Below are 21,070 nucleotides of genomic sequence, written 5' to 3' on the forward strand. Positions count from 1 at the left end.
TCTCCCCAGTCACATACTTCAGTAAGCTCCTGGGGAATCCTCACTTGCCGCCTTGATGCAGTTCGAATGATTATGTGTATACAGCTTTTTTACTTTTTAGAATGACGTCCGTACACCGCCCAGGTGATGACCACACAAGCGACATAGAAGATCAGAAATACTTTCATCGCATCGACCGGAGAACCGGTTAACGCCAGAGACGTACCAAATGCTTTCGGGATAAAGAAGCCGCCAATCGCACCAATGGCTGAGATAAAGCCCAACGCTGCCGCAGTGTCTGTTGCTGCTTCGCGCATTGCTTTCTCTTCTGAACCGCCTTCAGCTTTCACTCTGTCCATCGTCAGCTTGCGGAAGATAACGGAGATCATCTGGAAGGTTGAACCACTCCCCAGACCAGCCGTCAGGAACAATGCCAGGAACACCGCGAAGAAGGCGATAAAGTTGCCGCCAACGCCGTTTGATGGCAGCGTCAGGAACAGTAAGGCACTGAAAATTGCCATCAGCACGAAGTTCACCAGCGTTACACGGGTTCCGCCCAGACGGTCAGAGATTGCGCCGCCCGCTGAACGAGCCAGCGCGCCAATCAACGGTCCAAAGAAGGCGTAATGCAGGATCTGTACCTCAGGAAACTGCGTTTTTGACAACATGGCAAAACCGGCAGAGAAACCGATGAATGAACCGAAGGTTGCCAGATATAGCAGGCTCATAATCCACAGATGCCCACGTTTCAGCACCGGCAATTGCTCTTTCAGCGACGCTTTTGAGGTTGCCAGTTCATTCATACCAAACCATGCAGCCAGCGTTAACACCGCAAGGAACGGTACCCAAATCCATGCGGCGTTTGCCAGATACAGCTGCGTACCATCCGGTTGTTCAACCCCGTGGCTACCAAATGCGGCAAAGATTGACAGTGAAACCACCAGCGGCGCAACCAACTGCATCACGCTGACGCCCATGTTGCCCAGGCCACCGTTCAGACCCAGCGCACCACCCTGTTTCTGTTTTGGAAAGAAGAAACTGATGTTTGCCATGCTGGACGCAAAGTTCGCACCGGCGAAACCGCACAACAGAGAGATAATAATAAAGGTACTAAACGGCGTGGAAGTATCCTGCACCGCAAAACCTAACCATACGCAAGGAATAATCAGGATACCGGTGCTAAACGCTGTCCAGCGACGTCCACCAAACAGGGGAACCATAAAGGAGTACGGAACACGCAGCAGCGCGCCGGACACAGAAGGTAATGCCGTCAGCATGAACAGCTGTTCAGTGGTGAAATCAAATCCGACTTTCGGTAAGTTCACCGCCACGGCGCTAAATAACATCCACACGCAAAACGCCAGCAGCAAGCAAGGGACGGAGATCCACAGGTTACGGCTGGCGATTCGTTGACCACGCTGCTGCCAGAAGGCGGGATCTTCCGGCCGCCATTCGGTAATTACAGCTCCAGATGCCCTTTCCGGGGCAGATGAGTGACTCATAGACACCTCTGATACTTGTTTCGATGCCTGCAACATTAGGGTTTACAGCTGGAGGTAAGTTGATATAAATCAAAGGAAAAGGTGTCATTATTCATGCCTAAAATTTATCATTACCCTAAATGAGTACATAACTTCGGTAAAAAAGATGTGGTTTTTCACGCTTCTGTCGCCCCCTACTCCCCCTCGCCCAGGATCTCTCCCTCCACTGGCAATTAAGAGGTAGCCCGTTTGAGGTATGGGTATACTCCAGTGTATCGCCGAGAATAACGCCACTGCCTGCAGCAGAATCGTCATTCAATAAGGTTTTCTGTTCGACGAAAACCCGAAGGAACAAGTCACCATGTTTAAACGTTGTCTCTCCCCGCTTACGCTGGTCAACCAGGTGGCGCTGATTGTTTTATTGTCCACAGCCATCGGCGTGGCGGGTATGGCTGTCTCCGGCTGGCTGGTTCAGGGCGTTCAGGGTAGCGCCCATGCAATCAACAAAGCGGGATCGCTGCGCATGCAGAGTTATCGCCTGCTGGCAGCCGTACCGCTGGACGCTAGCGATCAACCGCTTCTGGATGAAATGGAGAAAACGGCGTTTAGCCCGGAGTTGACGCGTGCCGCAAAGCGAGACGGACAACAGCCGCAGTTAAAAGCACTACAGGATTACTGGCACACTGAACTGGCGCCGGGGCTTGCGCATGCGCAAACGCCTGATGCGGTAGCGCAGGATGTGACACGCTTTGTAGGCGGTCTGGATAAGCTGGTTACCGCCTTTGACCATACCACTGAATTACGCATTGAACGCGTCGTCCTGCTGCATCGCCTGATGGCCATATTTATGGCATTGCTGTTGGTTTTCACCATTATCTGGCTGCGCGTGCGCCTGTTAGAGCCGTGGAAACAGCTGCTGGCGATGGCGCGAGCCGTCAGCCAACGTGATTTTACCCAACGCGCGCGTATCAGCGGGCGTAATGAGATGGCCGCTCTGGGCTCGGCACTGAATAATATGTCGGAAGAACTGGCCGAAAGTTACGCCGTGCTGGAACAGCGGGTACAGGAGAAAACGGCGGGTCTGGAGCACAAAAATCAGATCCTTTCTTTTCTGTGGCAAGCCAACCGCCGCCTGCACTCTCAGGTGCCGTTGTGCGAACGCCTCTCTCCGGTACTGAATGGTCTGCAAAATTTGACCTTGCTGCATGATATTGAACTCCGGGTTTACGACCTGGAAGATGAAGACAATCATCAGGAATTTACCTGTCAGTCCAATGCCAGCTGTGATGAGAAAGGTTGCCATCTTTGTCCTCGCGGAACGCTGCCCGCGATTGACGGCGGAATCACATTGAAATGGCGGCTGACCGACGCGCATACCCAGTATGGTATTCTGCTCGCCACCTTGCCGAACGGACGCCATCTCAGCCACGATCAGCAGCAACTGGTTGATACCCTGGTTGAGCAACTGACCGCAACGCTCGCGCTCGACAGACATCAGGAGCGTCAGCAGCAGTTGATCGTGATGGAAGAGCGTGCCACCATTGCACGCGAACTTCATGATTCTATTGCACAATCGCTCTCTTGTATGAAGATGCAGGTTAGCTGTTTGCAGATGCAGGGCGATGCGCTTTCAGATAACTGTCGCGAGTTGCTCAGCCAGATTCGTAACGAGCTGAATGCTTCGTGGGCACAACTGCGTGAGCTGTTAACCACCTTCCGTTTACAGCTCACAGAACCTGGATTACGGCCGGCGCTGGAAGCCAGCTGTCAGGAGTACAGCGCCCGTTTTGGATTTACGGTTAAGCTGGATTATCAGCTACCGCCACGCCTGGTCCCTTCGCATCAGGCGATTCACCTGCTACAAATTGCGCGCGAAGCCCTGAGTAATGCACTTAAACACTCTCAGGCCAATGAAGTGGTCGTGACGGTGGTGCAAAATGGCAAGCAGGTCAAACTAACAGTGCAAGATAACGGCTGCGGCGTACCGGAAAACGCCGAACGCAGTAACCACTACGGCATGATTATAATGCGCGACCGTGCGCAGAGCTTGCGCGGCGATTGCCGCGTACGCCGTCGCGAGACGGGCGGTACTGAAGTTGCTGTCACTTTTATTCCCGAAACAAACTTCACAGAAGTCCAAGGAGATACCCATGAGTAATCTGGAACCGGCAACCATCCTGTTGATCGACGATCATCCGATGCTGCGAACCGGTGTAAAACAGCTTGTCAGCATGGCGCCCGATATTACCGTTGTCGGCGAAGCCAGCAATGGTGAGCAGGGTATCGAGCTGGCTGAATCCCTTGATCCCGATCTGATCCTGCTTGATCTCAACATGCCCGGCATGAACGGCCTGGAAACTCTCGATAAGCTGCGTGAAAAGTCACTGTCGGGCCGTATCGTTGTGTTTAGCGTATCCAATCATGAAGAAGACGTAGTTACCGCACTGAAACGCGGTGCTGACGGTTATCTGCTGAAAGATATGGAGCCTGAAGATTTACTCAAAGCCTTACAGCAGTCAGCGGCCGGTGAAATGGTGCTGAGTGAAGCCTTAACGCCGGTTCTGGCCGCCAGCCTGCGTGCTAATCGTGCAACGTCGGACCGTGATGTCACCCAACTGACACCGCGTGAGCGCGACATTCTCAAGCTCATTGCCCAGGGGCTGCCGAACAAGATGATCGCCCGTCGTCTGGACATCACTGAAAGTACGGTAAAAGTCCATGTGAAGCATATGTTGAAGAAAATGAAGCTCAAATCACGCGTCGAAGCCGCGGTATGGGTACATCAGGAACGCATTTTCTGATAACGCGTTGATGCTTCATTGCTAACGAGGATCATTTTCCGAAACGGTAATAAACGGTTCGGTCAGTGATAGCGTGATCTCATTGGAAGAGACACGCTGACCCTGCTCATCTTCTACCACCACAGACAACCGCCAGCGGTTTGTCGCGCCTTCGCTGCTGTCCCACTTCGGCATAATAATCGTCCAACCTTGCACGTTTCGGTTATCGCTACCCGCCGTTAAACTCAACGCCTGGGTATCACCCTGCCAGGTTAAATGGCGGATCCCATGCAAACTACGCACCTGCAGCTTCAGCGCCACCGACTCACCAGACTTGAGATCCCAGGGCGGCGTGGCCAAAAATACCGACAATGTTTTACGCTGACGATATTCCAGCGTCGGCAGATTGTTACGCTGCGGATCGTCATAACGACTGCCGCGCAGCGATCGGCTGTTTGCCACCTCGCTGACCATCAGCTGTTTTTTTAGCGGTACGCCAAATCGGTAATTCAGCGTTAAGCCGAGGTTATTCTGGCTGATTCCGCTTTCGCCCTGCTTATGTTGTGCCGTCACGGTAATCAACGGCACCGGCGTATAGCTCAATCCCAGATTCACCGCCACAGGATTGTGGTACCCGGTTCCGGAATGAAACAGATCCACCCGGTCGCCAAAATACTGTTCCACGCTGACGCTGGTATTGAGGTGTTGATAGAACGGCATGCGCATTTGCGCAGTCAGGTCGTAGCCGCGGGCCATCCGTTGTTCCTGGGTTGCGGAACGCTCCTGCCAGGAGGACAACGGTTGGTAATAGTTAGCGGATAAGCGCAAGTATTCGCCCCACGCCTCGGCGCCAAGGCCTCCCCGGGGCAGATTTTCATCCAACAGGTTGTCATAAAAGGTGTTGTAACCCAGAAACCAGCCGTCGCGTACCCAGCGCTGCCCAATCCCCGCATTGCTGACTAAACCTTCGTCCTGTTGCGTCAGCCCCAACTGGCTCCAGGTAAGATAACGTGGATTGTCCTGCCATGGGATAAACCAGCTTCCCCGACTTCCGGTAAAGCTGCCTTCGTTATCCACCTGCAATCCAACGCTGGCGTTTCCCCAGGGAGAGAGCCAGGATTCCAGTTGCTGATTAACCTGTTCGCTGACCGTGTCACGCACCTGACCAAATGCGAACTGCTTCGCCTGTTCACCCGTATCAAGCCCGTTATCGGTCATGCTGGCTTCACCAAACGCTTTGACCATTTCAGCAAAGTGCTTTTCGCCGGCCCGCGACTCCGGCGCCAGACCGAGATCGGGTAAACCATCACTATTGTTATCGAAAGGGTTTTCGGCCTGGTAAATAAAAGATGTCCGTGCGCTGGCAATACCGCCTGCCAATGGCAAGAGTAGGAGAAGAGAAAATCTGCAGCAAACAAAACGGCTCAAATCGTTACTGGCTTTTATATCATTGAATTTGGGGACCACAGCGTAAATCCTACCTGTCCGACGTCCCCTTTGCAGCTTTTTCTCAAATTTTCAGGAATATCCTTAATCATTGAGTGTAATTTTTTGTGCCAGTAATGTCTTCAGTTCCGGAATACACGAGCCGCAATTACTCCCGCAACGTAACGCTTTTCCCAATGCCTGAACCGTATCACAACCGTTAGCGATAGCCTGGGTAATGGCCTTTTCTCCTACGCTGTAACAACTACAAATAGTCGCGCCCTTATCAGCCGTAATACCACCGGGTTTCCCGCCCAACAGGGCATGACGAGTCTGAGCGTTTTCCGGCGTTTGCATGAATGCGCAGAGGATCGCCGCATCATCAATCTGCGGCAGCGTTGCCGCTGACCAGAGCCCAAGCATCAGCTTTCCTTCATGCCAGGCCAACAGATTCAGTCCCTGCTCCCATTTCGCCTGCTGAAGTTGCCAGCCTTGCGTCACACAATATTGTTGCAGCCACGCAGAAATATCGCTGTCGCCCGCCAGCGTATAACGCACGGCATTGTCAGCACTTTTGCGCCACCAGTGAACGAACCCCGGTAACGTCAGCACGGAGCGACAAAACAGCTCTCCCTGCCACCGGGGCTGCCATGCCATAATGCGCACCGCTGTCTGTTTGCTTTCCGGCTGTCCAGAGTCAGGGTCACAAATCGGCGCCACCAATGCATTTACCCGTCCTTGACGGGCAAAATGATTATTCCAATGCATTGAAGTGAAGACGTTCCCTGGCCGCTGCCCACGGTGAATGGTCACCCTACCAACCATTACGCCTCGCGGGGAGTTAACCCGGCATAGCGCACCTTCATTCAGCTTTAAGCGATAGGCATCCTCTGGTGCAATTTCTACCAGCGGTTCATTGATGTGCTGCATCAGGCGTGAAATCGTCCCCGTCCGCGTCATAGTGTGCCACTGATCGCGAATGCGACCACTGTTTAGCACCAATGGATAGAGGGCATCACAGGCAGTTTTCATCCCCTGTGGCGTAACAGATACCAGGCGTAAACGTTGGTTACCACGCCACCCCTGCCAAAAATTTAGCGTTGATGAGCCGGTACTCACTGGCCAGCGAACCGGCGTCATCTCATCCCACTGTTGATGCGTCAGCTCCGCTAACGCGCCGATATCAAATGCACGTTCCCCCCTGTTTTCATAACCGGAAAGCGCCGCATGTTCACAAAATACCTCCCATGCGCTTTGCCAGCCAAACGCATGGGCAAAACCCAACTGTTTCGCTATTTGCGCGACGATCCACCAGTCCGCCCTCGTCTCACCCGGCGCTGGTAAAAATGCGCGCTGGCGCGAGATCCGTCGTTCTGAGTTCGTCACCGTACCGTTTTTTTCGCCCCAGGCCTGAGCCGGAAACCGAATATGCGCGTAGCGGCTGGTGTCCGTGTCTGCCACGACTTCAGAGACAATCACCAGTGGACAGGCTGCCAACGCCTGGCACACGGCATGGCTGTCCGGTAATGACACCGCCGGGTTTGTCCCCATGATCCATACCGCTTTAACGTCGCCTTTACCGATCGCCTCAAACAAATCCACGGCCATCAAACCAGGCGTCTGCGCCAACCTTTCAGTGCCCCAGAAGCGGGACAGGCGGGCAAGATCCTGGGGTTCAAAATTCATATGCGCCGCCAGCTGCGTCGCCAACCCGCCAACTTCCCGGCCGCCCATCGCATTGGGTTGCCCGGTCAGCGAAAATGGGCCGCACCCCTGTCGACCAAACTTACCGCTGGCCAAATGCACGTTAATAATCGCATTACACTTATCGCTACCGCTGGCAGACTGGTTAATGCCCATGGTGTATAGCGTGATGGCTGTTGGCGCGCGCATAAACCAGTCATAGAAGGTGACAATATCGGCAACATCCAGCCCGCAAAACTGCGCCACACGCGCGAGGCTCCAGTCGCGCGCAATAGCAAACGTTTCTGCAGCGTCATCAAATTCACTTTGCGCATTACCCTCAGCCACAATCCTGTTCAGTAAGCCAACAAACAGCCCAGCATCGCTACCGGGCAGCAGGGAAAGATGCAGATCGGCGATATCACAGGTTGCGGTGCAGCGAGGATCGATAACCACGACTTTCATCGACGGATTAGCATTACGCGCCTGCACCAGACGCTGATACAGCACCGGATGCGTCCATGCTGCATTCGATCCCACCAATACCACCAAATCACTGCATTCGATGTCCTCATAACTGCAGGGCACGACATCCGCTCCTAGCGCCCGCTTGTATCCGGTCACCGCAGACGACATACAAAGCCGCGAATTGGTATCAATATTGGCCGCGCCAATGAAGCCTTTCATCAGCTTATTCGCCGCATAGTAATCCTCCGTCAGCAGTTGCCCGGAGGCATAAAAGGCTACGGCATGCGGGCCATGCTGAGCGATGATAGCGCGCAGACGTTCGCCGGCGGTGTCCAGCGCCTGCGACCAACTCGCCGTTTCGCCATCCACCATCGGTTGCAACAACCTGCCGCTAAGTCCTGTGGTTTCAGCCAGCGCCGCGCCTTTGACGCATAAGCGGCCAAAGTTTGCCGGATGTTCGGGGTCACCTCTGACGGTGACGCCATTATTGTCTACCTGCGCAATCACGCCGCAGCCAACGCCACAGTACGGGCACGTTGTACGAGTCTCACTCATGATGCCTCCGCCCGCAGGATCAGCGCCTGAGTTCCCACCCACACTTTGCCCGCCTCCACTTTCACCGGCCAGGCGCGTACCGCCTGTTCTCCGCTGTCATACTGGCGGCCATCGCGCAGACGAATACGTTGTTTATACAGCGGCGAGATAACAATCGGCTCACCCTGCACATCCCCCAGAATACCGCGCGATAACACCTGCGCAGCACTACCGGGTTCAAGGTTATCAAGGGCATAAATCGTCTGCCCAAAGCGGAATAATGCAATTTGCACATCTCCCAGACGTGCGCCAATACCCGCCTGCTCAGGGATTGCATCAAGGGTGCATATCTCCTGCCAGGGTTTTGTCGGTAATGACTCACGGCCCCTGGATGCAGGTTTAGCCAACTGCGGTTGCCCGCGTAAAGGCGCGCGGGCAACCGTCTCATCCGCCTCATCACTATTGATATATGAACGAAACAGCGCCAGACGCTGCGGGCTACTGAGCGTGGTTTGCCATTCGCACTGGTAGCTTTCCACAACCCGCGCCATCTCTTGTTCCAGTTCACTGGCAATCCCTAAACTGTCGTCGAGGATCACTTCACGCAAATACGCAATGCCCCCTTCCAGGTTATCCATCCAGGTGCTGGTACGTTGCAGACGATCCGCGGTGCGAATGTAGAACATCAGGAAACGGTCGATAGTGCGCATCAGCGCGGTATCATCTAAATCACTGGCAAACAAATCGGCATGGCGTGGTTTCATTCCTCCATTGCCGCACAGATAGAGATTCCAGCCTTTATCCGTCGCAATGACGCCCACATCCTTGCTCTGTGCCTCGGCGCACTCCCGGGTACAACCGGACACCGCCATTTTAATTTTGTGTGGTGCACGCAACCCTTTGTAGCGATTTTCAAGCATCACCGCCATTGCCGTTGAATCCTGTACGCCGTAGCGACACCAGGTCGAGCCAACGCAAGACTTCACCGTTCGCAACGACTTCCCGTACGCATGCCCTGTTTCAAACCCCGCAGCCACCAGTTCGCGCCAGATATCAGGTAACTGTTCCAGACGCGCGCCGAAAAGATCCACCCGTTGCCCGCCGGTGATTTTGCTGTACAGCTGGTAACGTTTCGCAATCTGTCCTATGGCGATCAGGCCGTCCGGTGTGACCTCTCCCGCAGGCATACGCGGGACCACAGAATAGGAACCGTCTTTTTGAATATTGGCAAAATAGCGATCGTTCGTGTCCTGCAGCGGTAAGTGCGCAGGTTTAAGCAGATACTCATTCCAGCAGGACGCCAGCACTGACCCCACCAGAGGTTTACAGATTTCGCAGCCGTGACCATGGCCGTAACGGCTAATCAACTGTTCGAAAGTATGGATATGGTTCACCCGTACAAGGTGATAAATCTCCTGGCGCGACCAGGGAAAATGTTCACAGATATCCTTTTTGACCTCAACGCCCTGGGCCGCAAGTTGGTGCTCCATCACTTGTTTCACCAGCGCGCTGCATCCGCCACAACCGGTCGCTGCTTTAGTGCACTGTTTGATGGCGCCAATGTCCGTCGCACCAGCACTTACCGCCCGGCATATATCGGCCTTACTGACGTTATGACAAGAGCAGATTTGCGCTGTATCGGGCAATGCCGCAACCCCAAGCGCTTTTGGCGCACCGCCCGCCAGCGCGGGCAGGATCAGCGATTCCGGCTGACCAGGAAGCGGCATCCCATTCAACATCATTTGCAATAGCGTGGCGTAATCGCCAGCATCGCCAACCAGCACTCCGCCCAACAGCGTTTTGCCCTCTGCGCTGACGACGATCTTTTTGTAGATCTGCTCAGGACCATGCGTCCATTGATAGCTTTTCGCGCCCGGCGTACGGGCATGCGCATCGCCAAAAGAAGCAACATCAACGCCCAGCAGCTTGAGTTTGGTACTCATATCCGCGCCGCTAAAGCTGACATCGTCTCCGGCCAGCTGTGCGGCGACCACCCGCGCCATTTGATACCCCGGCGCGACAAGGCCAAAGACTCGCCCTTCCCACAGCGCACATTCGCCGATTGCAAAAATGGCGTCATCTGACGTGCGACAGTGGTTATCGATACAAATCCCACCGCGTTCGCCAATATCTAAACCGCTACGACGCGCCAGCGCATCCTGCGGACGAATCCCTGCAGAAAAGACCACCATTTCAGTTTCCAGCTTTTCGCCATCGGCAAAGTGCAGTACCAGTCCGTCAGAAGTGCTTTCAATTTCCGTGGTCGATTTCGCGGTGTGGACGCCAACGCCCAGCGCTTCTATCTTTTCTCGTAACATCGCGGCACCGGCGTTATCCAGCTGCACCGCCATCAGATTAGCGGCAAACTCAACAACATGCGTTTCCAGCCCAAGCTGACGCAGCGCGTTCGCCGCCTCCAGACCAAGCAGGCCTCCGCCGATCACCACCCCGCGGCGCGCACTTTTCGCTTTCGCTGCAATGGCATCTAAATCGTCCAACGTACGATAAACAAAGCAGGCGGGTGAGTCCCCACCTTTCACAGGGGGGACAAATGGATACGATCCGGTGGCAAGTACCAGCGAATCCCAGTGGGTTTCATGTCCGTCGGCGTTGCGGATGACGTGCATCTCACGATCGATCTCGGTCACGCATTGCCCCAAACGTAGCTCTATGCCATTACGGGCAAAGAAATCATCAGCGACAAGCGAAAGTGATTGCGCGCTGCGCCCGGCGAAATACTCTGACAGATGCACCCGGTCATAGGCGGCATAACGTTCTTCGCCAAACACCACAATGTGATAATGCAAATGAAGATTACGGCTAACGCATTGCTCAAGAAAATGGTGGCCAACCATACCGTGTCCCACAACAGCCAGTGTCGGTTTTGTCATCGTCATCTGTCCTGCAGCCGATGGCTGCGTATCAAAGCGGTCGAAGAGCCAGTCGGAGTGTGCTGTCGCCCCCTGGGCCAGCAAATCGGTTAATGGCGCTGCGCTATGGCAATCGCCCATCAGCAGCACACCATGGAGTTTTCCATCACGCGTCAGCAAGCGGCGATAGTGCCCGCTGAGCGGATCGTATGTGCTCAGGGTGGCATCCGTCGCCGTCGTGTCCGTTACGCCTGCACTAAACAGATCAATTCCCGTCACCTTGAGGCGCGTTCCACTCGCCTGCCAACCAAATCCGGCACCGATAAAACCCGCTAGTCGCGCAGCCAACACCTCAGCCTGTTTCAGGCACGGCGCAACCAGTCCCCACGTCTGGCCGTTAATCTCGCAGCATTCCCCGACGGCGCTAATGCCGGGCATTGAGGTGCGAAGCTGTTCATCCACCACAATCCCCTGCTGACAAACAGCACCGCACTCCTGCGCCAGGGAGATATTGGGTTTAACCCCCGTGGCAATCACCACGCCATCCGCCGCAATACGCTGGCCATCCAGCAACGTTACGCAGTCGGCTTCGATACTGACGAGCCCAGAACTAAGCTCGCAGCGAATACCACGTCCTGTTAGTTGCGCCTGCAGCAGATCGCTGGCCTGTTGATCAAGCTGTTGTTCCATCAACCTTCCCGCGCGATGAATCAACGTGACATCGTCACCGTGAAGACGTAAGGCTGCCGCGGCCTCCACGCCGAGAACGCCACCACCCAGCACCACCTTTGGCCCAGACTGCTGGAGAATCGCCTCGACATCCTGCATCGTGCGAAAAGCATGAACATGCGGTTGTTGGACGCCTGGAATGGGCGGAATAAACGGATACGATCCGGTGGAAAATACCAGCTCATCCCAGAACAAAAGCCGTTTTGTGGTGGTCAGGCTGCGGCTGGTGGCATCAACGGCCAACACAGCTTCATCGCTCAGAACCGTCACGCCGTGATCGAGATACCACTGCGCCGGATGAAGCAAAGTTTGCGCAAAGGGCTTTTCTCCCCCCAGCACCGGTGAAAGTTGGATCCGGTTGTAGGCAAGCTGCGGCTCTTCACCAATAACGGTGACGGAAATGCCGCCGTTTTTGTACATAACAAGCGCCTCAATCAGACGAGTTGCCGCCATGCCATGACCCACAATGACCAGTCGCGTCATCTTCCCCTCCTTACGCCGCCTTCGGCTGTTTCTCATATAGAAAATGGAGAATGCGTTGTCGCAGGTGGTGGTATCGGCTGTCATCGGCAAGCTGGACCCGATTGCGTGGGCGCGGTAAATCAACCGTCAAGATCTCGCCCACCGTCGCCGCTGGCCCGTTGGTCATCATCAGAACCCGGTCGGAAAGTAGCACCGCTTCATCAACGTCGTGAGTGATCAGCACAATGGTGGTATTCAGCGACTGCTGGATGTGCATCACCGTATCCTGCAAATGTGCCCTGGTGAGCGCATCCAGTGCGCCAAACGGTTCATCCATAAGCAGGACTTTGGGTTTCATCGCCAGTGCCCGGGCAATACCCACGCGTTGCTTCATCCCACCAGAGACTTCACCGGGGTGTTTGTGCATCGCGTGCCCCATCTGGACGCGGTGCAGGTTGTGTTCGATCCACTCACGTCGCTCGGCTTTACTCATGGTGTGGCGAAATACCTGATCGACGGCCAGGGCTACGTTGTCGAAACAGGTCAGCCACGGCAGCAGCGAATGATTTTGGAAAACGACCGCCCGCTCAGGCCCCGGCCCGGCGATTTCGCGGTTATCGCAAATCAGGCCACCTTCAGTTGGTAACGTAATGCCGGCAATCAGATTCAAAAGCGTCGACTTTCCGCAACCGGAGTGACCAATCAAACTCACTGTCTCCCCTTCATGGATATCAAAAGAGACATTGTGCAGCGCGAGGAACTCACCGCTGGCGGTCGAAAAACGTTGGCTGACCGCCTGGACCTGAATAATGGGTTTCATGTTGTCTCCTTATTTTTCCTGCCAGCTATAACGACGTGCCACCAGCATTAGCCCCTGCTCAAGCAGCAGACCGACAACGCCGATGATGACGATAGCGATGAGAATGTTTTCGACGTTAAGGTTGTTCCACTCATTCCAGATCCAAAAACCAATCCCTAACCCGCCGGTGAGCATTTCTGCTGCCACAATCACCAACCAGGCGATGCCAATCGACAGGCGTACGCCAGTGAGGATCGCCGGAAGCACGGCGGGGAAAAGTATCCGCCGCATCACCGTCCACTCAGAGAGTTGCAATACGCGAGCTACGTTGAGGTAATCGTCAGGGATTCTCCGCACCCCTTCGGCGGTGTTGATCACCATCGGCCATATAGAGCAGATAAAGATGGTCCAGCTCGATGCGGGTTCCGCTTTTTGAAACAACAGCAGTCCAATCGGCAGCCAGGCCAGCGGACTGACCGGGCGCAACAGCGCAATCAGCGGCGAAAACATGTGCGAAAAGAAGGTGAAACGCCCAATCAGAAAGCCCAGCGGAATCCCCACCAGCGCCGCTAATCCGAAACCGATCGCGACCCGTTGCAACGACGCCAGCACGTTCCAGCCGATACCCATATCATTCGGCCCGCCGTTATAGAACGGATCGGCAAACAACGTCAGGGCTGAATCCAGGGTGCTCAGCGGCGTCGGAAATCCTTTGCTGTTGATGGCGGCAAGTTGCCAGCACACCACCAGCAAGGCAATCCCCAGCAGAGCGGGTACGGCGCGTCTTAGCCATGTACTAAGCCACATTGACCATGGCATTTTGCGCTTTCTGACCTTCATCGTTGATAGCGTGATGACCTCACCGACTACCGGCTCAGGGGATTTAAGCTGCGTATTTTGTTTCATCTCAGGCTCCTGTACGGTGGAGGGTAAAACTGTTGGCATAGGCTTCTGGATTGCGGCCATCCCATACGGAACCGTCCATCAGCGTACTGGTTCGTAGCAATTTCGCAGGAGGTGTTATCCCACCAACCGCCGCTGCCGCATCGCGCCAGATATCGGTCCGGTTGATGCGCGCGGCAATGGCTGCATAATCCGGTTGTTGCTTTAACAATCCCCAACGGCGGAACTGGGTCAGAAACCACATGCCATCGGAATGCCAGGGAAAACTCACCTCGCCGTCGCGAAAAAAGCGTATGGCATGCGGATCCTGCCAGCGACGACCTGCCCCGTTGTCGTAATCACCCAGCATTCTTCCCGTCAGATAGCTTTCTTTGGTATTGAGCCAGGCCCGGCGCGCCAGAATTTGTGCTGTTTCGCGTTTATTGGCTTCACTGGCGTCTATCCAGCGCGATGCCTCAAGCAGCGCGCTAACCAGTGCCCGGGCAGTATGTGGATATTTTTCTACCCACTCCCGGCGCGTACCGAGTACTTTTTCCGGATGGTCGGGCCAGATATCCTGGGACGTCGCCGCGGTAAAACCCATGCGGTCGTTGATCGCCCGCGCATTCCACGGCTCGCCGACGCAGAAGCCACTCATATTGCCAATGCGCATGTTCATCACCATTTGCGGAGGCGGTACCACAACGGTGCGAACATCGGTGAAAGGATTGATGTCAGCGCTGGCCAGCCAGTAATAGAGCCACATGGCATGTGTGCCAGTGGGAAAGGTGTGCGCGAAGGTATAGGTTCCGGGCGCCTGCGAGACGATCCGTTTCTTCAGCGCAGACGCATCGGTAATGCCCTGCTCCAGCAGCGTTGCGGAGAGCGTGATCGCTTGACCGTTCTGATTGAGCGTCATCAGATTGGCCATGGGCTGCGCTTTACTGGCAATACCCAGTTCCAGGCCATACAACAGGCCGTACAGAACATGAGCCGCATCCAGCTCTCCAGAGACCAGTTTGTCACGCACTGCGGCCCAACTGGCCTCTTTGGTCGGCACCAGCGTAATGCCGTATTTTTTATCAAAACCTTTCAAGGTGGCGATAACCAGCGGCGCGCAGTCGGTTAGCGGAATAAAACCGACCCGAACGGTAGTCATCTCCGGCGCATCAGACCCTGCCGCCCAGACCGAAGACATCAGTCCTGGAATCAGCGAGCTGGCCCCCATCACGGCACTTGCCTGTAAAAACCGCCGCCGCGTTAACGAAACTGTTCTGTCACCCATACATGCTCCCCATAAAAAAAGGCGTCCAACAATGCCTAAGCATTGCGGGACGCCTTTATCCTCAAAACAGTCAGACCGCCGTTGGCCTGCTGCTAAATTGTCTGTATGAGTGAATGCAATTCAGATGCCAGAATTACACTGGCGGTTTTAGCGGGTTCGACGCGTACCAGACGCCGCGGTGCACCCAAATATGGCAGACACTGCCCGCCTGTTGTGCAGTCGCTATCCCTGCATCAGGGATTTAACGGTAAGCAATGCCCGGGCGATATCGACCATCCGTTGGTTTTTATCCATCGCCATTTTTCGCAATAGCTGCCACGCCTGTTCTTCGCTGACCTGCTGGTGATTCATCAGGATGCTTTTTGCTTTATCAATCACCTTGCGCTCCTCTAAGGCGTCCTGCAATGAGGCAAGTTGGGCGCTCATTTGCTCCAGCTGGCGAGCCTGCTGGCGAACAACCCGCAATAATTGTTTATCCCGGCGCAGCGAGAGGGGTTCGTCAGCACGGTCGTCAAGCCAGTTGTCGAGCGGCAAAGCGTAGGTTTCTTCCGCCAGCCGACGCGCCACGACATTCAGCAATTCGGTAATCAACATCTCTTCGAGATGTCGTAATTGTTCAAGCCGCTGCGTTTGCAGGGTAAACCAGCGTAGCGCGCGTTCACCGTTATCGAGTTGGGGTTGTCGCGTACAGGCCTGGCGTCGTAGTTGTTCGATGGCGCCCGATGCCTCGCATTGCTGACGAAAATGCTGCACCAGTACAGGCGAAGCCAGGGAGATAAAGGTATCAAAGCACGGCAGCTGCCCGTCTATTCTGTCCACCAGTTCCTGGCGCATTTGAGGGTTAAATTCGCCCTGGGTAAAGCCAATGGCCCCTAACGCCCGCTCTTGTCCTACCAGCTCTTTACCCTGCATAAAACTGTACAGCGCCACCAGCCCACCTGCGACATGGGGATAATCAATGCTGTCGTTAAGCTGCGGCACAATACCCAGCAGATGGCGTAACGTCCGGCTGTACTGCTCCATCGCCTGTTGTGCATCGATAGTCTGCCCGCTGACAGACTCACGCAGCGTCGTTAGCTGATCGAGGCACCAGACGGTGCCAGCAATACGGTGGCACAACGCACTGCCCGCCACCGGCATAATGTGCTGGAAAAGGATATGCAGTTGCCGACACTCTTCATCCACCAGCGCCCGACTGGCACGGACCTCCCGATCATAAAGCGTACCTTGAGAACACAACCAGATATTGGATGCACCGCGTTCGCACTGTAGCATATGCACCAGATGGCTAATGCGCATCACCAACTTACCGGACTGTGCCAGTTGGCGAAGCTGGGTGTTCTCAAGCTGGCGGGCATGGCGAAACCATTGCGTCGCGCCGGAATTTTGTGCATTTGTCATCATCTCTGCCCTCACCGATAACGGGTTATCCCTGAGGACAAGCAATATCCATGCCCCCCTGACAACAGGAGTAAAAATGCAAAAGATAGTGATCGTCGCGAACGGTGCGGCCTATGGAAGCGAATCGTTATTTAACAGCCTGCGTCTGGCCATCGCCCTGCGAGAACAGGAAGCGGATCTCGACCTGCGTCTGTTTTTAATGTCGGACGCGGTAACCGCGGGATTACGAGGTCAGAAACCTGCAGAAGGATACAATATTCAGCAAATGCTGGAGATCCTGACGGCGCAAAATGTGCCGGTCAAACTGTGCAAAACCTGCACCGATGGCCGTGGGATCACGACGCTGCCGTTAATTGACGGAGTAGCCGTCGGCACGCTGGTAGAACTGGCTCAATGGACGCTGGCTGCAGATAAAGTGCTGACCTTCTGATACACCGCTTCAGGCAAGCTCACTGAAAGTGTCGATAATTTCCGGATTTAATCGTAGATGGGCGCGGTTTCGTTGAACGTTAGCACGCCCTTTCAACCCTTTTGAGGGATTTTGTCACTTTTGTTTAATCGTTATGCCATTTTTTGATCAAAATCAGCATCCTGTTGCTCCCCCTTTGGTGTTATGCAATGAGTGAAATGTGAACAACATCACGCAGCACTTTCGACAGAAAGTACGTTGTTTTCAAGAACGGGGTGAAAAATGGCATTAGTGAAGGCGAGTTTAAAGTTATTTGGTGGCGATACGGTGGTTGTGCGCTGTTCCGAGCGCTGTCACATCCATCTGATGAGCGAGAAAAATCACGTCAAAGACACGCAGTCCGACATTTTAAGCGTGCAGGATCGTGATAACGCATGGTTAACCGTACCGTATACCGGCGTATGGAATGTGCTGATCGACAGCCATAGCCAGTCGCTCGAGCATTCAATAAGTTATATTGCAGCCTAAGCGTTAATTGCCCGAAAAGCGCCTGGCTTTCGGGCATTCAGTTCCTGGCTGGATTCAGGCAAACCCTGGACGCATAACACCTTCCGGCAGATTCTCTCCCAACAATCGTTTGACCGTGATCACCAGATCGTTAAGACAATCATCCTGCATCCCCAACTTGACCAGCTCTTGTTCCAGTGAGAACAGATACTGGGCGTTGGTGCCTAAAGGTCCGCTCGCCGTGGCGATAAGCGGCGCAATCACCTGCGCGCGCGTGTCTGACTCAAACAGCGGATGACGCGGATCCATAATAAAGACCAGTGCGTTCACCGTCCTGCCGTCATCAAGCGCCAACTGACACCAGGTCGGCAGATAACAGCCGGTGATCATTTCTCGCTTCCACAGCAGTGAAAGCTCTTGATCCAGGGACGCGTCCGGCAAACGGTAGGCCACACCGGTGGTGCGTCCGCCTTCTTTCAGGGCCAGCATACGTCCTGGCTGACACGCCGTTCCTCGCCCCGCCGTCAGACGCAGGCAAAAGGCACGGTGCCAGCCGACTAACGTCCCGGTACAAGACTCTTCAAATTCTAAGGCCGGGTTCCACATCAATGATCCATAACCGAAGATCCACACCGGTCCATCATCTGGTCGGCAAGCGAGCGTGGCAGCCAGTGAGGCTGCACGTTGTTCCGCTGACCAGAGTAGTGATTCTTCAATAGCACCAAATGCCGTCTTACAGTCGGCATTCAATAAAAAATTACGCGTTAACACCTTACACCTCCGCCACTGCTGCTTCCCTGCGACAACTTTTTTGACGCCTTCCGGGCTTTTTTACTGCTCATTTTGAAACCAATAGCTGGACAATAGGCAATTCACCGCTCGCTTGCAAGGGAACAAAGTGTCAACGGCACTTTATATCCTCTCGCGGTGGTACGTCCTGCACTATCATTTGTATCAGTACGATCATCAATTTTTGTGGATGCTAAAATCTAATGTGTTGTTATTTAAATATTCTCTAAACAAGATATGCAATTTCATTCGCTCGGATGCAAAAAATGGTCCATGCCGTAAAATTACGTAAAATCAGATCGGAAATACCGAAAGTTCTGTTATTTTTTACATACTTTAATACTTTTACAATTATAAATACCTGCAGAGATGGAGAATTAGTTCAATGACACACGTACATGAGGCGGTAAAAACCCGCCACAAGGAGACCTCTCTCGTCTTCCCGATTTTGGCGCTGGTAGTACTGTTCTTCTGGGGGAGCAGTCAGTCACTACCAGTGGTCATCGGTATTAATGCGCTGGCCCTTATTGGTATATTAAGCAGCGCATTCAGCGTTGTCCGTCATGCGGATGTATTAGCACATCGACTTGGCGAACCCTACGGGTCGCTGATCCTCAGCCTGTCCGTTGTTATTCTTGAAGTCAGCTTAATCTCCGCATTAATGGCGACCGGCGATGCAGCGCCTACGCTCATGCGCGATACGCTATATTCAATCATTATGATCGTAACCGGCGGCCTGGTCGGTTTTTCATTACTGTTAGGTGGCCGTAAATTTGCCACTCAGTATATGAATCTGTTTGGTATTAAGCAGTATTTAATCGCCCTGTTTCCGCTGGCCATTATTGTACTGGTTTTCCCGATGGCTTTACCGGGTGCAAATTTCACTACCGCGCAGGCGCTATTAGTGGCATTAATTTCTGCGGCGATGTACGGCGTATTTTTGCTGATACAAACTAAAACGCATCAGAGCCTGTTCATTTATGAGCATGAAGACGAGGGTGACGATGACGATCCGCATCACGGTAAACCGTCAGCCCACAGCAATATGTGGCATGCCGCCTGGCTTATCATTCATCTGATCGCTGTTATTGCCGTGACCAAAATGAACGCCAGCCCGCTGGAGACATTGCTGACTGAACTGAATGCCCCAGTGGCATTTACCGGTTTCCTGGTCGCATTGCTGATCCTCTCCCCTGAAGGTCTGGGTGCGCTGAAAGCGGTTCTGAGCAACCAGGTACAGCGGGCGATGAATTTGTTCTTCGGTTCAGTATTAGCCACCATTTCACTGACCGTTCCGGTAGTGACCCTGATCGCATGGGCAACCGGGAATGATTTGGTCTTTGCGCTGGGCGCGCCAGAGATGATTGTGATGGTTTCATCACTGGTACTGTGCCACATCTCTTTCTCCACCGGACGCACCAACGTGCTTAACGGTGCGGCGCATCTGGCGCTGTTTATCGCCTATCTGATGACGATATTTGCCTGATTAGTTTTTCTGGTAGAACCCACGGCCCTTCGCAGGGCCGTTTTCTTTTACCGCTCACTGCTCCGGATAAACCTGTTGGCCATCGACAAACATTAATAACGACTCCGTTTGGTGCAATTTATCTGCCGGAATAGCCATAATATCCTGATTAAGCACCGCAAAATCGGCGAGCTTACCTACCCGCAAACTACCCTCTGCTGTTCTGCAAAAGCTATCCAGGCGGCATTTAGAGTATACATTTTTAACGCATCTTCTCGGCTTAACTGACGCGCATTATGGCGTACCGTGCCGTCGAGCGCTTTAGCTGTTACATGATATTCAATGGCATGCCATACTCCTGCAACGCCAATCCGCGTCGCATCAGTACCACCTACAACGATAACCTCCTGCTCTGATGCGGGTTGAAATGAGGCCCTGCCTGATTAAGTTCCCATTTTCCCCATCATATTTATCTACCTTATCATGTGATGATCATCTGGAAAGCTGATGCCGCACCGCTACGCTGGCGATTCGCGCGCTGGCTAGCAGACGTTCGAACGAATGCCCGCAACGCGCTTTTCCCGACAGGCCAAGCATTGTGGTACTGACGTAATCAGTCAGGCTGTCAGCCTCTTTAGGATGCCGCTGTGCGATAAAGTCGTGAATTTTATATTCGGCAGCCGAGTAGAAATTCCGCGCGACCTTCCTCGCCTGCGGATCGTTACTGTGCGTGCCCTCCAGGACCAAACATCCCGGCGCATGCGGATCTGCGGCATAACGTCGCGCCGCCTCTTCAAGCAGATCGGTAAGACATTCAGAAACCGGTTTGTCGGGACGCAGAATGTCATCAAAAGGGATTGCCTCAGTTTGTACGTAGCGGTCAAGAACACGTTTATAAAGACCGATTTTGTTCCCAAAAGCAGCATAGAAACTGGGGGGCTTGATCGACAACGCCGCGGTGACATCCGCCACGCTAACTGCGTCATAGCCATGTGCGTGAAACAAGGGTTGTACTTTGGCAACGGCCATTTCTGGATCAAAATTACGTGGGCGTCCAGGTGCACGAGTGCATTTTGTAGTGCTCATTACAAATCCATTGACAGAAAACTGTGCACCTATTAT

General features: G+C 54.0%; 15 protein-coding genes and 1 pseudogene. 5 read left to right on the forward strand and 11 right to left on the reverse strand.

Annotated features, from left to right (window positions below):
- Window positions 1-89 precede the first annotated feature (89 nt).
- The gene (locus OGX92_RS16715; RefSeq protein WP_003833390.1) at window positions 90-1,481 is read right to left on the reverse strand and encodes a NarK family nitrate/nitrite MFS transporter; all 1,392 of its coding nucleotides are present in this window, start codon (window positions 1,479-1,481) and stop codon (window positions 90-92) included.
- 340 nt (window positions 1,482-1,821) lie between these two features.
- Here OGX92_RS16715 and narX point away from each other — a divergent pair, with 340 nt between their 5' ends.
- Together narX and narL are read left to right on the forward strand one after the other, a co-directional pair.
- Window positions 1,822-3,618, forward strand: a complete 1,797-nt coding sequence (gene narX, locus OGX92_RS16720; protein WP_286586849.1) for a nitrate/nitrite two-component system sensor histidine kinase NarX — start codon at window positions 1,822-1,824, stop codon at window positions 3,616-3,618.
- Complete coding sequence (gene narL / locus OGX92_RS16725) at window positions 3,611-4,261, forward strand: two-component system response regulator NarL (protein ID WP_003833392.1); 651 nt, start codon at window positions 3,611-3,613, stop codon at window positions 4,259-4,261. The genes narX and narL overlap by 8 nt, the downstream gene beginning before the upstream one ends.
- A gap of 21 nt (window positions 4,262-4,282) precedes the next feature.
- Here narL and OGX92_RS16730 read toward each other — a convergent pair whose 3' ends face one another.
- From OGX92_RS16730 to nasR, 7 genes are all read right to left on the reverse strand, one after another.
- Window positions 4,283-5,668, reverse strand: coding sequence for a YchO/YchP family invasin (locus tag OGX92_RS16730; protein WP_200921596.1), 1,386 nt, complete (start codon window positions 5,666-5,668; stop codon window positions 4,283-4,285).
- A 102-nt stretch (window positions 5,669-5,770) separates the two neighbouring features.
- Window positions 5,771-8,371 carry a nitrate reductase gene (locus OGX92_RS16735; protein WP_240389417.1) on the reverse strand — a complete coding sequence of 867 codons (2,601 nt, stop codon included), beginning with the start codon at window positions 8,369-8,371 and terminating at the stop codon, window positions 5,771-5,773.
- Complete coding sequence (gene nirB, locus OGX92_RS16740) at window positions 8,368-12,432, reverse strand: nitrite reductase large subunit NirB (protein WP_286586850.1); 4,065 nt, start codon at window positions 12,430-12,432, stop codon at window positions 8,368-8,370. Before nirB ends, OGX92_RS16735 begins: the two co-directional genes overlap by 4 nt.
- 10 nt (window positions 12,433-12,442) lie before the next feature.
- Window positions 12,443-13,231, reverse strand: coding sequence for an ABC transporter ATP-binding protein (locus OGX92_RS16745; protein WP_003833396.1), 789 nt, complete (start codon window positions 13,229-13,231; stop codon window positions 12,443-12,445).
- A 9-nt stretch (window positions 13,232-13,240) separates the two neighbouring features.
- The gene (ntrB, locus tag OGX92_RS16750; protein WP_008784966.1) at window positions 13,241-14,116 is read right to left on the reverse strand and encodes a nitrate ABC transporter permease; all 876 of its coding nucleotides are present in this window, start codon (window positions 14,114-14,116) and stop codon (window positions 13,241-13,243) included.
- Window position 14,117: 1 nt separating this feature from the next.
- The gene (locus OGX92_RS16755) at window positions 14,118-15,377 is read right to left on the reverse strand and encodes a CmpA/NrtA family ABC transporter substrate-binding protein (RefSeq protein ID WP_286586851.1); all 1,260 of its coding nucleotides are present in this window, start codon (window positions 15,375-15,377) and stop codon (window positions 14,118-14,120) included.
- A 222-nt stretch (window positions 15,378-15,599) separates the two neighbouring features.
- Entirely contained in the window at window positions 15,600-16,781 is a 1,182-nt protein-coding gene (gene nasR / locus OGX92_RS16760) for a nitrate regulatory protein NasR (RefSeq protein WP_003833400.1), read from the reverse strand.
- 73 nt (window positions 16,782-16,854) lie between these two features.
- On the opposite strand from nasR, the gene OGX92_RS16765 reads away from it, so the two are divergent.
- Both OGX92_RS16765 and OGX92_RS16770 read left to right on the forward strand, forming a co-directional pair.
- Window positions 16,855-17,208, forward strand: coding sequence for a DsrE/DsrF/TusD sulfur relay family protein (locus OGX92_RS16765; protein WP_003833402.1), 354 nt, complete (start codon window positions 16,855-16,857; stop codon window positions 17,206-17,208).
- Window positions 17,209-17,469: 261 nt separating this feature from the next.
- A complete protein-coding gene (locus OGX92_RS16770) occupies window positions 17,470-17,715 on the forward strand; it encodes a DUF1883 domain-containing protein (RefSeq protein WP_003833405.1) in 246 nt (81 codons plus the stop codon).
- A gap of 54 nt (window positions 17,716-17,769) precedes the next feature.
- Here OGX92_RS16770 and OGX92_RS16775 read toward each other — a convergent pair whose 3' ends face one another.
- Window positions 17,770-18,465 carry a gamma-glutamylcyclotransferase gene (locus tag OGX92_RS16775; RefSeq protein WP_286586853.1) on the reverse strand — a complete coding sequence of 232 codons (696 nt, stop codon included), beginning with the start codon at window positions 18,463-18,465 and terminating at the stop codon, window positions 17,770-17,772.
- 403 nt (window positions 18,466-18,868) lie between these two features.
- Here OGX92_RS16775 and chaA point away from each other — a divergent pair, with 403 nt between their 5' ends.
- A complete protein-coding gene (chaA, locus tag OGX92_RS16780; RefSeq protein WP_003833407.1) occupies window positions 18,869-19,969 on the forward strand; it encodes a sodium-potassium/proton antiporter ChaA in 1,101 nt (366 codons plus the stop codon).
- Window positions 19,970-20,023: 54 nt separating this feature from the next.
- Here the strand turns inward: chaA and OGX92_RS16785 are convergent.
- Window positions 20,024-20,349 (reverse strand): annotated as a pseudogene (locus OGX92_RS16785) (amidohydrolase family protein).
- A 91-nt stretch (window positions 20,350-20,440) separates the two neighbouring features.
- The gene (locus OGX92_RS16790) at window positions 20,441-21,034 is read right to left on the reverse strand and encodes a TetR/AcrR family transcriptional regulator (RefSeq protein WP_003833409.1); all 594 of its coding nucleotides are present in this window, start codon (window positions 21,032-21,034) and stop codon (window positions 20,441-20,443) included.
- Window positions 21,035-21,070: the final 36 nt, after the last annotated feature.

The sequence above is a fragment of the Citrobacter sp. Cpo089 genome (genome assembly GCF_030332695.1).
Classification (GTDB): Bacteria; Pseudomonadota; Gammaproteobacteria; order Enterobacterales; family Enterobacteriaceae; genus Citrobacter; species Citrobacter portucalensis.

Excerpts from the sequence above, each read along its gene's own strand:
- OGX92_RS16790 (WP_003833409.1), bottom strand. The coding sequence starts at position 21,034 with ATGAGCACTACAAAATGCACTCGTGCACCTGGACGCCCACGTAATTTT.
- ntrB (WP_008784966.1), bottom strand. The coding sequence starts at position 14,116 with ATGAAACAAAATACGCAGCTTAAATCCCCTGAGCCGGTAGTCGGTGAG.
- chaA (WP_003833407.1), top strand. The coding sequence starts at position 18,869 with ATGACACACGTACATGAGGCGGTAAAAACCCGCCACAAGGAGACCTCT.
- OGX92_RS16735 (WP_240389417.1), bottom strand. The coding sequence starts at position 8,371 with ATGAGTGAGACTCGTACAACGTGCCCGTACTGTGGCGTTGGCTGCGGC.
- OGX92_RS16745 (WP_003833396.1), bottom strand. The coding sequence starts at position 13,231 with ATGAAACCCATTATTCAGGTCCAGGCGGTCAGCCAACGTTTTTCGACC.
- nirB (WP_286586850.1), bottom strand. The coding sequence starts at position 12,432 with ATGACGCGACTGGTCATTGTGGGTCATGGCATGGCGGCAACTCGTCTG.
- OGX92_RS16715 (WP_003833390.1), bottom strand. The coding sequence starts at position 1,481 with ATGAGTCACTCATCTGCCCCGGAAAGGGCATCTGGAGCTGTAATTACC.
- OGX92_RS16765 (WP_003833402.1), top strand. The coding sequence starts at position 16,855 with ATGCAAAAGATAGTGATCGTCGCGAACGGTGCGGCCTATGGAAGCGAA.
- nasR (WP_003833400.1), bottom strand. The coding sequence starts at position 16,781 with ATGATGACAAATGCACAAAATTCCGGCGCGACGCAATGGTTTCGCCAT.
- OGX92_RS16755 (WP_286586851.1), bottom strand. The coding sequence starts at position 15,377 with ATGGGTGACAGAACAGTTTCGTTAACGCGGCGGCGGTTTTTACAGGCA.
- narL (WP_003833392.1), top strand. The coding sequence starts at position 3,611 with ATGAGTAATCTGGAACCGGCAACCATCCTGTTGATCGACGATCATCCG.
- OGX92_RS16770 (WP_003833405.1), top strand. The coding sequence starts at position 17,470 with ATGGCATTAGTGAAGGCGAGTTTAAAGTTATTTGGTGGCGATACGGTG.
- narX (WP_286586849.1), top strand. The coding sequence starts at position 1,822 with ATGTTTAAACGTTGTCTCTCCCCGCTTACGCTGGTCAACCAGGTGGCG.